This is a genomic window from Longimicrobiaceae bacterium, assembly GCA_036375715.1.
Taxonomy (GTDB): domain Bacteria; phylum Gemmatimonadota; class Gemmatimonadetes; order Longimicrobiales; family Longimicrobiaceae; genus DASVBS01.
In genome coordinates this window covers 1-13,510 of the sequence record DASVBS010000045.1, presented here as the reverse complement: position 1 = coordinate 13,510, position 13,510 = coordinate 1, and the positions used below count along the sequence as shown (strand labels likewise).

Annotated in this window: 13 protein-coding genes; all 13 read right to left on the bottom strand. The window is 69.2% G+C overall.

Annotated features, from left to right (window positions below; genetic code table 11):
* Positions 1-27 precede the first annotated feature (27 nt).
* Complete coding sequence (locus VF167_08555) at positions 28-1,143, bottom strand: protein arginine kinase (protein HEX6925468.1); 1,116 nt, start codon at positions 1,141-1,143, stop codon at positions 28-30.
* Positions 1,143-1,640, bottom strand: a complete 498-nt coding sequence (locus VF167_08550; GenBank protein ID HEX6925467.1) for a UvrB/UvrC motif-containing protein — start codon at positions 1,638-1,640, stop codon at positions 1,143-1,145. The genes VF167_08555 and VF167_08550 overlap by 1 nt, the downstream gene beginning before the upstream one ends.
* A gap of 6 nt (positions 1,641-1,646) precedes the next feature.
* Positions 1,647-2,387, bottom strand: a complete 741-nt coding sequence (locus tag VF167_08545) for an ABC transporter ATP-binding protein (GenBank protein HEX6925466.1) — start codon at positions 2,385-2,387, stop codon at positions 1,647-1,649.
* Positions 2,380-3,630, bottom strand: coding sequence for an ABC transporter permease (locus tag VF167_08540; protein ID HEX6925465.1), 1,251 nt, complete (start codon positions 3,628-3,630; stop codon positions 2,380-2,382). Before VF167_08540 ends, VF167_08545 begins: the two co-directional genes overlap by 8 nt.
* A 9-nt stretch (positions 3,631-3,639) precedes the next feature.
* Positions 3,640-5,196, bottom strand: a complete 1,557-nt coding sequence (lysS, locus tag VF167_08535) for a lysine--tRNA ligase (GenBank protein HEX6925464.1) — start codon at positions 5,194-5,196, stop codon at positions 3,640-3,642.
* 35 nt (positions 5,197-5,231) lie between these two features.
* Positions 5,232-6,275, bottom strand: coding sequence for a peptide chain release factor 2 (gene prfB, locus VF167_08530; protein HEX6925463.1), 1,044 nt, complete (start codon positions 6,273-6,275; stop codon positions 5,232-5,234).
* Positions 6,276-6,447: 172 nt separating this feature from the next.
* Positions 6,448-7,044: a zinc-ribbon domain-containing protein gene (locus tag VF167_08525; GenBank protein HEX6925462.1), complete on the bottom strand. Its 597-nt coding sequence runs from the start codon at positions 7,042-7,044 to the stop codon at positions 6,448-6,450.
* Between the two features lie 2 nt (positions 7,045-7,046).
* Positions 7,047-8,021 (bottom strand): diguanylate cyclase, encoded by a 975-nt coding sequence (locus VF167_08520; GenBank protein ID HEX6925461.1) that lies wholly within the window; start codon positions 8,019-8,021, stop codon positions 7,047-7,049.
* Between the two features lie 118 nt (positions 8,022-8,139).
* On the bottom strand, positions 8,140-10,290 hold the full coding sequence (rnr, locus tag VF167_08515; protein ID HEX6925460.1) for a ribonuclease R: 2,151 nt from the start codon (positions 10,288-10,290) through the stop codon (positions 8,140-8,142).
* A complete protein-coding gene (locus tag VF167_08510) occupies positions 10,251-11,108 on the bottom strand; it encodes a hypothetical protein (GenBank protein HEX6925459.1) in 858 nt (285 codons plus the stop codon). The genes rnr and VF167_08510 overlap by 40 nt, the downstream gene beginning before the upstream one ends.
* 11 nt (positions 11,109-11,119) lie before the next feature.
* Entirely contained in the window at positions 11,120-12,055 is a 936-nt protein-coding gene (locus VF167_08505) for a PorV/PorQ family protein (GenBank protein ID HEX6925458.1), read from the bottom strand.
* A 94-nt stretch (positions 12,056-12,149) separates the two neighbouring features.
* Positions 12,150-12,314 (bottom strand): Trm112 family protein, encoded by a 165-nt coding sequence (locus tag VF167_08500; protein ID HEX6925457.1) that lies wholly within the window; start codon positions 12,312-12,314, stop codon positions 12,150-12,152.
* Positions 12,315-12,348: 34 nt separating this feature from the next.
* Positions 12,349-13,317 carry a GTPase Era gene (gene era, locus VF167_08495; protein ID HEX6925456.1) on the bottom strand — a complete coding sequence of 323 codons (969 nt, stop codon included), beginning with the start codon at positions 13,315-13,317 and terminating at the stop codon, positions 12,349-12,351.
* Between the last annotated feature and the right edge of the window lie 193 nt (positions 13,318-13,510).

Sequence of the window (13,510 nt, the reverse complement as noted above, 5' to 3'; positions counted from 1 at the left end):
TCTTAGCCGGAGACGTCGGTTTCCCATTCAGGCCCCTTCCGCGGCCGGATCCGCGTCGCTCGTGGGCACTTCGCCCTCGACGGCGAGGATGCGGCGGACATACGCTGCACGATGCAAATCGCTTTCCGCTTCGGAGAGGGATCGCCCCGCCGCCTGTTGGAGGTGCGCGGCCTGTGCGTAAATCATGATTTTATTGAGCGTGTATACACTGAGTCCCGGGAGTAGTTTCATGCTCACACCCAGTCTCACGCCGCTCAGCAGGTTCATGACCTCCTCGAAGGTGAGCGACCTCGCGTAGCGAAGCAAGCCGTATGCGCGCCAGATCTTGTCCTCGATCACCGCCGGCGCATCCCGCATGAGCACGGAGCGCGCTTGCATCTCGTACTGGATGACCTGGCGCACGATCTTCTGGAGGTGGTCGATCAGGTCCTCCTCGCTCTTCCCCAGCGTGGTCTGGTTGGAGATCTGGAAGAAGTTCCCGACGACCTCGGAACCCTCGCCGTACAGCCCGCGGAAGGTGAGCCCGACCTGGCCGATCCCCTGGAGCACGCGGCCGATCTCCTTCGTCAGCACCAGACCGGGCAGATGCACGAAGATCGAAGCGCGCAGCCCGGTGCCGACGTTGGTCGGGCAGCTGGTCAGGTAGCCGAATTCGTGGTGGTACGCGAAGGCCAGGTGCGCACCGAGTTCCTCATCGAGCCGGTCCACGAGCCGGAACGCCTCCTCGAGCCGGAGCCCGGAAAGCAGCGCCTGAAGGCGAAGGTGGTCCTCTTCGTTCACCATCATCCCGACGCGCTCCTCGGGTCCCATGAACAGCGCGGCGCCGCGAGGCGGGCCGGCGCCGTTCTCCCCGGCGATCTCTCGCGAGATCAGGTGCCGCTCCAGCAGCACCCGACGCGACAGCACCGGCAGCGCATCCAGCTCGAGGCTCACGCCGCCCCGAAGCGAGGCCGTTCGGGCCACCGCGTCTCGGACCTGGCTGTAGACCTGATCGGGCTCGCCATCTCGGAGACGCGGGCCGAAGGCGTGCCCCTGGAGATTTCGTGCCAGTCGGACCCGCGTGGACAGCACGACGTCCGCGTGCGGCCCGCTCGCCTCCAACCAGCCGAGGCCGAAATCCGGGGTCGTGGTCAGGTCCAGCATTACGTCGCCGCCTCCAGCGCGCGGATCTGGTCGCGCAGCTCCGCAGCCCGCTCGAAGTCCTCGCTCGCGACCGCCTTGTCCAGCTTGCGACGCAGGCCGCTGAGCCGCTGCTGCCGCTGCGCCTGCGTCGGGTCGGGCGGCAGGTACACCTTCCCCACGTGCTGCGTGCCGCCGTGGAGCCGCCGGAGCAGGCTCCGCAGGTGGACCTCGAACGTGACGTAGCAGTGCGGGCAGCCCAGCCGACCGGTCTTCTTGAAATCCTCCAACTTGAGCCCGCAGTACGCACACGCGCCCACGGCGGCGCCGCCCTCGGCGCCGATCCCCTTCCCGATCTGGGCGAGGAAGTCGGTCAGCGGGAAGTTCCCGGCGTTGACCCCCGGTTCCAGGCCCTTCTCCTCCGCGCACGCCTCACACAGATGGAACGTGCTCATCTGGTTGTCGACGATCTGCGTGAGGTGAATGACCGCCTCGTTCTCGCCGCAGTGGTCGCAGAGCATGGTTCCCTACACCGTGTGGAAGCTCTGGAGTTGCCCTTCCTTGAGGAGGAGCACGCGGTCCGCGCGGTCGGCCAGCTCGCGGTTGTGCGTCGCCAGGACCAGCGCCACGCCGTACTCCTCCCGAACCCGGAAGAACAGGTCGTGCAGGCGCTCGCTCGTGTGCGCGTCGAGGTTCCCGCTCGGCTCGTCCGCAATGACGACCGTCGGCTCGTTCGCCAGGGCGCGCGCCACGGCGACGCGCTGCTGCTCGCCGCCGCTCAACTCGCGCGGCGTGTGCCTGACCCGGGCGCCCAGCCCCATCTCATCGAGGAGCAAACGCGCCCGCTCTTCCGCCTCGCCCTCCGGCCGGCCCGCGATCAGCATCGGCATCATCACGTTCTCCAGCGCCGTGAACTCCTGGAGCAGGTGGTGGAACTGGAAGACGAAGCCGATGCGCCGGTTCCGGACGTCCGCGAGATCGCGGTCGGACAGCCCCGCCAGCGACTGGCCGGCCACGACCACTTCGCCGGCCGTCGGGCGGTCCAGCCCACCCAGCAGGTGGAGCAGCGTGGACTTCCCCGCGCCGCTCGCGCCGACGATCGCGACCACCTCGCCGGGGGCCACACGGATCTCTACACCGTCCAGGATGACGAGTTCGCGCTGGTCGCCGCCGATGTAGACCCGGCTCAGCGCCCGGCCTTCGAGGACCGGTTCCGCGGCCGCGGCGTCCGCCATGGGGTCGATCCGGACCACGCGCGCTTCACTCATGTCGGATCGCCTCCACGGGTTGGAGCCGGGATGCCTGGCGCGCCGGGTGGACCGTCGCCAGCAGCGCGATCAGGATGCTGACGCACACGATCAGCAGCAGGTCGACGGGGTCCAGTGCGACGGGCAGCGTGTCGACGAAATAGACGTCGCCCGGGAGAGTGATGAATTTATAGCGATCGAGCAGCCATACAAGCGTGAGACCGCCGACGGTGCCGAGTGCCGTGCCGACCAGCCCGATCGCCAGACCCTGGAGCAGGAAGACCCGCAGCACCCGGGCGTCGGTCAGTCCCATCGACTTCAGGATCCCGATCTCCTTCGTCTTGTCCTTCACCACCATGACCAGCGTGCTGACGATGTTGAACGCGGCAACCAGGATGATCAGCGACAGGATGACGAACAGCGCCAGCTTCTCCAGCTTCAAGGCGGAGAAGAGCGTGGCGTTCAGTTCGATCCAGGACTGCGTGAAGTAGGGGAAGCCCAGGGCGTCCTCGACCGCGACGGCGACGGCGTCGGCGCGCCACGGATCGACGACGTTCACGGCCAGGCCGCTCACGGTGTTCGCCGGCAGGTCGAGCAGGTCCTGGACGGCGGCGATGGGTGCGTAGATGAACTGGCTGTCGTAGTCGTACATCCCGGTCTCGAAGCGGCCCGTCACCTCGAACTGCTCGGTGGCCGGCCGGAGTTCCCCGAGGGGACCGGTCTTGATGTTCTCGCCCGAGATGATCGTGACGATGTCGCCCGGCATCAGGCTCATCTTGTCCGCCAGCCGCCGCCCGACCAGGATCCCGGGGAGCCCCGTCTGCGTCGGGCCGAGCGAGTACTCGCCCGACCGGATCCGCTCCTGCACCACCGTGAGCGGCGGGCCCTCGGCGTCGGGGTCGATCCCCCAGAGTTGCCCGGCCTGGGCGTACTCGCCGTTTTCCTTCACCAGCCCGACCTGCGTCATGACCAGCGGCGCCGCGGCGACCACGCCGGGCACCTCGCGCACGGACCTGAGCAGCCCCTCGTAGTGCTCGAGCCGGAACGACTGGCCCGGCTCGAACACGAAGATGTGGGGGTTGTTCCCGAGGATCTTGCCCTGCAGGTCACGCTGCAGCCCGGTCATGACCGCGATCACGGTGATCAGCGCGGTCACGCCGAGGCAGATCCCGCCGACCGCGATCACCGTGATCAGCGAGAGGAACCGCCCCTTCCGGCGCGAGGACAGGTACCGCCTCGCGATGAACCAATCCAGCCTCTTCACGTCGCCGTCTCACTCCGGCCGCAGGGTCGGGAACAGGATGACGTCGCGGATCGACGCCTGGTCGGTGAGGAGCATCACCAGCCGGTCGATGCCGATCCCCACCCCGCCCGTGGGCGGCATGCCGTACTCGAGCGCGCGGATGTAGTCCTCGTCGTAGCTCTGGGCCTCTTCATCGCCCTGTTCGCGGAGCCGAACCTGCGCCATGAAGCGCTCCCTCTGGTCGATCGGATCGTTCAGCTCGCTGAACGCGTTCGCGATCTCCCGTCCGGCCACGATCAGCTCGAATCGCTCGACCAGCTCCGGATCCCCCCGCTTCGGCTTCGCGAGCGGCGAGATCTCGCGCGGATAGTCGGTGATGAATACCGGCTGGTCGAGGTGCGGTTCCACGAGCGCCTTGAACAGCTCGTCGATCAGCTTCGGCCGGCCCATCGTGTCGACGTCCTCGACGGCGAACGAGCGGACGGCGTCGCGCAGCGCGGCGTCATCCATGGCCCGCGCGTCCAGGTCGCCGTACTGGCGCAGCGCCTCGAAGTACGGGAGCCGCCGGAACGGCGGCGCGAAGTCGATGCGCACGCCCTGGTACTCGAGCGCCGTCGAGCCGCCGGTCACTTCGCGCACGACCGCGCCGAGCAGCTCTTCGACCAGCGCCATCATATCCTCGTAGTCCGCGAACGCCTGGTAGAACTCCAGCATCGTGAACTCGGGGTTGTGCGTCCGGTCGATCCCCTCGTTCCGGAAGTCCTTGCCGATCTCGTACACCCGCTCCAGCCCGCCGACGATCAGCCGCTTGAGGTACAGCTCGTCCGCGATGCGGAGGTAGAGCGGCATGTCGAGGGCGTGGTGGTGGGTCGTGAACGGCCGCGCCGAGGCGCCGCCGTAGAGCGGCTGGAGCACCGGCGTCTCGACCTCCACGTACCCGCGCGCGTCCAGGAAGCGTCGGATCGCGCTCACCAGCCGGGTTCGCGTCAGGAACACCTCCCGCACGGCCGGGTGCACCGCCAGGTCCGCGTACCGCTGCCGATACCGCTGTTCCACGTCGGCGAAGCCGCTGTAGACGCGGCGCTCCCCGGTCTCCGGGTCCACCTCCTCCTTGCCGAACGGCAGCGGCCGCAGCGACTTGGACAGCAACTCGAACGACCGCACCCGCACCGTGACCTCGCCCATCCGGGTCCGGAACAGCACGCCCTCGAGCCCGATCCAGTCGCTCGGGTCCAGGAGGTCGAGCAGCTCGTACGCCGTCTCGCCGAGCTCGTCCTTGCGGAAGTACAGCTGGATGCGGCCGCTGCGGTCGGCCAGGTCCGCGAACGTGCTTTTCCCGTGCCCGCGCAGCGACGTCAGCCGGCCGGCGAGTCGGACCTCCGGCCCGTCGCCGGCATCCGAGAGGTTGCCCGCGCCCTCGGCCGCCTCGAATGCGGCGCGGGCGTCGGCCGCCGAATGCGTGACTGTGTAGCCGTACGCGAACGGCTCGATCCCGCGCCGCCGGAGCTCGTCCAGCTTCTCGTGGCGCGCCTCGACGACCTGACTCCTCCGCTCCCGGGCCTCCGACCCCGCTCCCGCTCCGCCCATGCGGTCTCCTCCGCTCCGCTCCGTTTCCAATCGGCTCAGGCGACTCGCGCCCCGTGCTCCTTCAGATACGCCTCGATGAACGGGTCGAGGTCCCCGTTCATGACCCCCTGCACGTCCGGGATCTTCAGCTCCGTCCGGTGGTCCGTCACCATCGTGTACGGCTGGAACACGTAGGACCGGATCTGGTTCCCCCAGCCGATCTCGGTCTTCTCCGCCTCGACCTTGTCGCGTTCCGCCTGGCGCTTCTCCTGCTCGTGCTGGTAAAGCGCCGCCTTGAGCATCTTCATGGCCGTCGCCTTGTTCTGCGTCTGGCTCCGCTCGTTCTGGCACGAGACGACGATCCCCGTCGGCAGGTGCGTGATCCGCACCGCCGAATCCGTCTTGTTGACGTGCTGACCGCCCTTGCCTCCGGCGCGGAAGGTGTCGATCCGCAGGTCCTTGTCGTTGATCTCGACCTCGATCTCGTCGTCCACGACCGGGTAGACGAACACGCTCGCGAACGACGTGTGCCGTCGCGCCTGCGCGTCGAACGGCGAGATCCGCACCAGTCGGTGCACGCCCTTCTCCGCCTTCAGGAAGCCGTACGCGTACCGGCCGCGGACCTCCAGCGTCGCGCTCTTGATCCCGGCCTCCTCGCCCGGCTGGAGATCCAGCAGCGCGACCTCGTAGTCGTGGTCCTCCGCCCAGCGCGAGTACATGCGCATGAGCATCTCCGCCCAATCCTGCGACTCCGTACCGCCGGCGCCCGGATGGATCGTCACCAGCGCGTCGCGCGCGTCGTCGGCGCCGCGCAGCATGTTGCGCAGCTCCAGCCGCTCGACCTCACGGCCGAGCGCGTCGACCTCGGCGCTCCACTCGGCCTCCATGTCCGGGTCCGCCTCGATGGCCAGCAGCTCGCCGAGCTCGGCCAGCGTCCCGAGCTTCGCGGCCGCGCGGTCCCACGGCTCGACCCAGCCCTTCAGCTCCTTGACCTCCGCGATGACCTCGCGCGTGGCGGCGCCATCGTCCCAGAAGCCCGGCTCCGCCATCCGCTGCTCCAACTCCTGGATGCGGCTCCGCTTGGCCTCTACGTCAAAGATAACCTCCGAGCGACGCGATCCGCTCGCGGTACCCGTCCAGCCGTTCCCTCGTGTCGTTCATTCGGATTCCCCCTCTCTTAACGCGAGAGGCCGTCCGGATGGACGGCCCCCGAATCAAACGTGGACACCCTGAAAATATAGCCGATTCCCGGACTCGGATCAACCGAGCGCGTCAGAAGACCTGCCGTCCTTTCGCGAGAATCTCGTTGAGCGCGTCGCGGAAGTACGGCGTGCCGTGCGCCCGCTCGGAACCCACCTGGAGCACGTACTCCTCCCAGCTCTTCAGGATCTCCTCGCGAAAATCCTCGCGGAGCGTGCCCGCGGCCACGCTCCGCTCCCAGCGGTCCTGGTGGTAGGCGATAATGTCCGAGACGAGTGCACGGGCGAGGCGCCGGGCGCGGACCTCCGGGTCCTGCGGCCCGAAGATCGGGGCGGGGCGGGCCGCCGGCGCGCCCCCCGTCGACGACGCGACCGTCACCCGCGGCTTCGGCTCGGCGGGAGGCCGGCCCGCCGGCCCGGCCGGGGGCGTCGGCGTCGCCGGCCCCGTCGGCTTCGGCGCGACCAGGCCCGCGCCGCCCGGCGATGCCGCCGCCGAGGGCGCGGCTGCGTGCCCGTGTGCCGCATGCGGCGCGCCCGCGCCGCCCGCCTGAGCGGGATCGATCCGGAACGCCTGCTGACAGCGGGCGCAGCGAGCCATCGCGCCGCCGGCCGGGATCCGCGACGGATCGATGCGATAAGCGGTGCCACAGTGGGTGCAACGTACGTTCATACTCAAGACTGCTCCGAGGGCGCTTCGCCCTTCGTTTCCTGGAAACCGGCATGGACGACGGGAACGGCGTCGCGCCGACGGTCCACGGCGTAGACCGAGCCGGTCAGCGTCTTCGCGTACGACTTCATCTCCGTCGCGAGTTCGCTGATCCGCGCGGTATGCGTGAAGTGCCGATGCTGGTTCGTCACCACGCCGATGGAGAGCGTCATGATGGGGACGCGCAGGAGGTTGCCCCGGCGGTCCTTGCCGAGGAAGTAGCCCATCCGGCGGTCGTCCTCCGTGTACTGGTACGGGATCAGTTCATCGAAGATCTCGAGAATGTCCTCGCAGCACGGCCTCATGTGTTCGAGCGGGACGTTGAAGATGAAGTCGTCGCCGCCGATGTGCCCGATGAACCCGCACGGCGCGTGGCCTTTCACCACATCGCGCAGGATCCGCGAGAGGAGCAGGATGACCCGGTCGCCTTCGTTGTACCCGTAACGGTCGTTGAATTCTTTGAAATGGTCGAGGTCCGCATAGCAGACCGCGAAGAGCTCGCCGCTGCGGAGCCGGTCGGCCATGTCGCGTTCGATCTGGACGGTGCCGGGCAGACGCGTGCTCGGATGCACGCTCACGTCGCGGTCGGCCCGGTCCAGCGCCCGCCGGAGGCGCAGCAGCTGCTCGCGGTCCTCCATGGCGGGGCGCAGCACCTCATCCGCGCCGCTCTCGAGCGCGCGCAGTGCGTACTCGCGGTCCTCTTGCGCGAGCATGAACGCCACCGGGATGATCGCGGTGAACGGGTCGCTCTTGAGCGTCTCGCACAGGGCGATGCTCCCGGCGCCGTCACTCCCGTCCAGGACGATGAGCACCGGGAAGCTCTGGTTCACGAGCGAAAGCATCCCCGCGCCGTCGCGATGGGCGACGACGTGGAGACCGCGCTCGCGCGCGACGGCCTGCACCGCGGCCGGCGGCTGCGCCCCTCGCGGCGAGTGAAACACGATCGTTCGATGCAGGCGCATAACCGCCGGTGAGATCAGGTCCTTGGAAGGTCAGGTCGAAGCTAGCGCCGGGCCCGGGGACTGTCAAACCCACGCCCGACAACGCCGGATCGCCAGATCAGGGCGACTCCGCCAGCACGAAATCGATCTTGCGTTCCTCCCGATCCACGGCCGCGATGCGGATTCGGATCGCGCCGCCGAGCTGAAAGCGTCGGCGCGTGTGCTCGCCGACCAGGGCGAACTGCTCCTCGAGGAAGACGTAGTAGTCGTCCTCCAGCGAGCTGACGTGCACGAGCCCCTCGACGAAATAGTCGTCCAGCAGCACGAACAGGCCGAACGACGTCACGCCGCTGATCGTGCCCGAGAACTCGTCGCCCAGGTGTCGCTCCATGAACTCGACCTTCTTCAGGTCGACGCTGTCGCGTTCGGCCTCGACGGCCACGCGCTCTCGCTCACTCGACAACCGCGCGATCGTCGGAAGCGCCTCCTCCCGCAGCGATTCCGGCAGCCGCTCCCCATCGATGATCGCCCGGCTCGCCAGTCGGTGGACGACGAGGTCCGGGTACCGCCGGATCGGCGAGGTGAAGTGCGTGTAGTGCTCGGCCGCGAGCCCGAAGTGCCCCGCATTGTCGTGGCTGTATCGCGCCTGCTTCATGGACCGGAGCACGACGGTGGAGATGAGGTTCTCTTCCGGCCGCCCCTGGACCCGGACCAGGAGCTGCTGGAGGTCCTTCGGCCTCGGCTCGGCGCGCCGGCCGACCCGGTACCCGAACGTGGCGACGAAGTCCCGGAGCTGCTCCAGCCGATCGGCGTCCGGCCGCTCGTGGATGCGAAAGAGGAACGGCAGCCGCGACCGCACGGCGTGCCGTGCGATCGTCTCGTTGGCCAGCAGCATGAAGTCCTCGATCAGGCGATGGCTCTCCAGCCGGAGCACGCGCTGGATGTCCGTCGGCTCACCCCGCGTGTTCAGCACGACCCGCGCCTCCGGCAGGTCGAAGTCCAGGCTGCCGCGCCGCTCACGGGCGCTCCGCAGCGCCCGGCTGATCCGAACGAGCGTCCGGATGGCCTCGTCGGTCTCGCGGTCCACCGACCGCTCGCCGTCGATGACCGACTGCGCATCGTCGTACGAGAGCCGGTGCCGGCTCCGGATCACGCTCCGCACCAGCTCGTGCTCGTGGACGCGCCCCTCCTCGTCGACGGTGAGGAACAGCGTCAGCGCGAGGCGGTCGCGGTCGGGGACGAGCGAGCACAGGTCCGACGACAGCGCCTCCGGCAGCATCGGGATGACCCGGTCGACGAGGTAGACGCTCGTCCCCCGCTGCATCGCCTCGGCATCCAGCGCCGTCCCCTCGCGGACGTAATGGCTCACGTCGGCGATGTGCACGCCGACCCGCCAACGCCCGTCGCCGACCGGTCGGATCGACAGTGCGTCGTCGTGGTCGCGCGCGTCCGCGGGATCGATCGTGAAGACCACTTCGTCGCGGAGATCCCGGCGCCCCTCGAGATCTTCGGGGCGGATCCCCCGCTCGCGCAGGCGCTCCGCCTCCTCCGTCACCTCCGCCGGGAAATCGATCGGCAGCCCGTGCCCGTACACCACGGCCAGGACATCCACCCCCGCTTCGGCCCGATGGCCGAGGACCGTCTCGACTTCTCCGGCGGGACCCAGGTGCTCGTCCCCCCAGCTCGAGATGCGGACCAGCACGACGTCCCCGTCGTTCGCGCCCGACTCCTGACCCGGCGGGATGAAGACGTCCCGCGTCAGCTTCCGATCCTCCGGCACCACGAAGCCGAAGTTGCGCGCCGGGTGATAGATGCCGACGATCGTCCCCCGCGCGCGCTCGAGGACCTTGATGATCCGGCCCTCCCGCCGCTGGCCGCGGCGCCGCTTCTCGACCCGCGCAATCACCCGGTCCCCGTGCACGGCGGAGCCCATCGCCTGCCACGGGATGAACAGGTCTTCCGCTCCATCCTCCGGCACCACGAACCCCGCGCCGCTGCGGATCGTCTGCAGCCGCCCCACGACCAGGTTGATCTTCTCCGGCGCAGCGTAACGCTGCTTCTTCACCCGGTACAGCAGCCCCTCGTCCTCCAGCCGCTGGAGCTGCGCCTTGAACTCCGGGTAATCGACTTCGGGTACCTTCAGACCTCGAGCCAGTTCCTTCGCCTTCAGCGGGCGCCCCGCGGTCTCGCGCAGGTACTCGATGATGAGGTCGGCTTTGATCGGCACGATCACCTCCTCGGCCAGGGGATGCGAACCATCGCGCTCCACGATGTCTCGCTTCCCCGGACGCGCAGGGCGCTTTCGAACTGGATGAGGGGGGCGGCATCCCGATGACCGCGGAGACGCGCGGAAACCAGCGCATCCACCGCACTGACGGCGTGATTCGCAAGGATCAGGCCGAGGGTTCGCGTCGCGGCGCGAAACGCCTCATCACTCGAGCGCATCAGCTCCCGGTAACGCTGCCTCGCGCCGCCGTTCCCGACCCAGGACCAGGCGAACTCCGGACTGGCCGCGTGGGCCCGGTAATAGGCGACGGCCCGCTCGTATTCCGGCGAATCTTCCGGCGGCGCGCCCGATCCGACGGGAAGGTACATCGCCCGGGCGAGCGCCCACACGGAGCCGTTGTACGTCTCGACGTCCGACTCCGGCTGGATGCCCTCCCTCACCGGGTCGGCGTCGAATGCCCCGCTCCGTTCGTACTTCGCGAGCGCCTCGTAGTACTCGAAATCGCCGTCCCGCCGCTCCCCCGTGCCGACGCGCCGGGCGACGTCCCAGGCAAGGTCACGGTACCGCGCCTCGAAATCGCGGCCCTCCCCGCGGCGGTCGACGTACCACAGCCAGCCCACCACCTCGGCGGCGGCGTACGCGATCCAGCGCTTCTGGCCGAGCCCATACTGGCCCGCCCCGGGGGCCACGGCGGAGAGCAGCATCATGCGGGGAGCGCTCGGCGCGGCCGGCGCACCGGCGACCGGCTCCATCGCGGCCGCCGGCGGTGGCACGGCCGGAGCCTCCGGTACCCGCTGCGCATCGGCCGAATCGCCGAAGAGGGCGAGGAGCATCCAAGCGAGCGCCGCCCGCGGCAGCATGGCGCCGCGCCTCAGAAGCGGAGGCCGAACGAGAACTGCATCGGCTCCTCCACGGCTTCGAGGGGGCTCGACGCGAAGCTGCGGGCGATCGACACGGTAAAGCGGTCGTAATCGATGCCGACCCCGATGGCCGCGCCGGTGCCGATCCCTTCGCCGGGCACATAGCCGGAGCGGAGGAAGACCGCGTCGCCGATCGAGAGCTCGAGGCCCGTCGACACGTCCGGCGATCCGGGCTCGTGCCACTCGTCCACGACGTCGACGGCCCACCAGAGTTCGAGGCCGCTGTCCCGGCGCAGGTGGTGGAGCACCTCGTACGCGCCGCCGACCCGGATGCGGACCGGGAGCGGGTCGGCCTGCTGCGCGTTGATGACCTGGAGCGGGAAGCCGATGTTCGAAACCGCGGCCCCGAGCTGGAGCGCCGGGAACCGCTGCGAGTGCCAGCGCACGCCCACGTCGACCGCGTGCGTCGTCGCGGTCACCTCCTCGCCGCCGCAGGTGCCGCGGCAGCCGATCCGGAACTGGTAGAACTTGTAGCTGATCCCCGCGCCCAGTCCGCCCGCGAGGTGCGCGCCGTACGAGGCGACGAGGACGTGGTGGCGCAGCGTGACGGCGCCGATGGTCTGGCCCCGGTCGTCCGTCTGCTCGATCTCGCCGAAATCCACGAGCTCGTACGAGAGGCCGAGCGTGCCCACGCCCTCCGGCGCGAAGACCAGGGAGAACGCGTTCCCCTGCGCCGCGACGTCCGTGTGGTGCACCATGAGGTACCCGCCATCGACCCCGGCCAGGCCGGCGGGGTTCGAGAACACCGCATCGGGCGTCGCCATCGCCGTCAGCGCCCGGCCGAGCGCGATCGAACGCGCCCCGACCGGCAGGATCAGCACGAGGCAGCACTCGGAGGCCGGCGTGCGCTCGCTGGCCGGCGTTTGCCGAGCATGCAGTGGCGCCACGGCGAGGCATGCGCTGCCGGCGGCGGCGATCGCCGCCAGCGAACCGCGCCGACTCCACCGCCTGTGGGGGCGGGACCCCGGTCGCAGCCGCACCTTACAGAGGCTTCGCCTCATCCAGAAGCATAATCGGGATGTCGTCCCGGACCTCGTAGCGAAGCCGGCACGCATGGCACACGAGCTCGTTCTCCTCCGGTCGATACTCGAGCTCTCCCTTGCACTTCGGGCACACCAGGATTTCCAGCAGCTCCGAATCCAGCATGATGCCTCCTCGTTTCACCCCGCCCGCGCTCCCACTAGGCCCCCTCCTGCGGAAGCGGGTAGCCGAGGTGCTTCAACGCCGAACGCTTCTTGCGCCACCCCGGGATCGCCTTGACCCGAAGGTCCAGGTAGATCCGCTCGCCGAGGAATGCTTCGATCTTCTCCCGCGAGCGCTGCCCAAGGCGCTTGATCCCGGCGCCGCGCTTCCCCACCAGGATCGCCTTCTGACTCTCTCGCTCCACGAACACGACCGCCCGGATGAACACCGGCACCGTCGCTTCCCGGAACTCCTCGATCCGCACCGCCGTGCTGTACGGCACCTCCTCCCGGTACTCCTCGAAGATCGTCTCCCGGATCATCTCGGAGACGAAGAAGCGCACCGGTTGGACCGCGATCTCGTCTTCCGGATACAGAAACGGGGATCGCGGCAGCGCCGAGGTCAACGCCGCCCTCAACGCTTCCACGCCCCGGCCTTCCGCCGCCGAGATCGCGAAGGCCGTCTTGCCGAACGTCTCGGCCGCCCACCGAGACAGTTCCTCCACGGCCTCCGCCGGGGCGGCATCCACTTTGTTCACCGCAACGAACAGATCCTTCACTCGCCGCCGCAACGCGTCCAGCGGCTCCCCCGTCGGCCGGGCCTCGGCCGCGCGGGTCGCGTCCAGCAGCAAGAGCACCAGATCCGCATCCGCCAGCGCTGCGAGCGCCGATTCCAGCATGCTCCGCTGGAGAAGGTAGCGCGGCTCGAGCAGTCCGGGCGTGTCGACGAAGACGATCTGCGACCCCGGCGCCGTGTAGATCCCCATGACCCGCTCGCGCGTGGTCTGCGCCCGCGGCGTCACGATGCTCAATTTCTCACCCGTAAAGGCGTTGAGCAGCGTCGACTTGCCCGCGTTCGGCTGCCCGACCAGCGCGACGTACCCCGCACGCGTATCCGCCTCTACGGCGCCGCCCATCGCCTCCTCTCCCATACGTCGAATGTAGACGCACCCGATCGGCCGGCGCAAGCAAACCCGCCACCGTCCGCGGCTCGTGATCGCGCTGGGCGGTGCGGGTGCGGGTGCGGGTGCGGGGTGGAGGGGGCAAGAAAAAGAGGACGCCGGCCACACGCGGCGGTGTGGGCGGCGTCCTCCTGGGGTGCTTGGGGCCGGCGGCGACGTACTCTCCCACCCGGTCTCCCGGGCAGTACCATCCGCGCGG

Bases quoted from the DNA above. Each gene is read 5' to 3' on its own strand.
- VF167_08550 (HEX6925467.1), bottom strand. From the start codon at position 1,640: ATGCTCTGCGACCACTGCGGCGAGAACGAGGCGGTCATTCACCTCACG.
- VF167_08510 (HEX6925459.1), bottom strand. From the start codon at position 11,108: ATGCTGCCGCGGGCGGCGCTCGCTTGGATGCTCCTCGCCCTCTTCGGC.
- VF167_08500 (HEX6925457.1), bottom strand. From the start codon at position 12,314: ATGCTGGATTCGGAGCTGCTGGAAATCCTGGTGTGCCCGAAGTGCAAG.
- VF167_08555 (HEX6925468.1), bottom strand. From the start codon at position 1,143: ATGCTGGACCTGACCACGACCCCGGATTTCGGCCTCGGCTGGTTGGAG.
- lysS (HEX6925464.1), bottom strand. From the start codon at position 5,196: ATGGGCGGAGCGGGAGCGGGGTCGGAGGCCCGGGAGCGGAGGAGTCAG.
- VF167_08545 (HEX6925466.1), bottom strand. From the start codon at position 2,387: ATGAGTGAAGCGCGCGTGGTCCGGATCGACCCCATGGCGGACGCCGCG.
- VF167_08525 (HEX6925462.1), bottom strand. From the start codon at position 7,044: ATGAACGTACGTTGCACCCACTGTGGCACCGCTTATCGCATCGATCCG.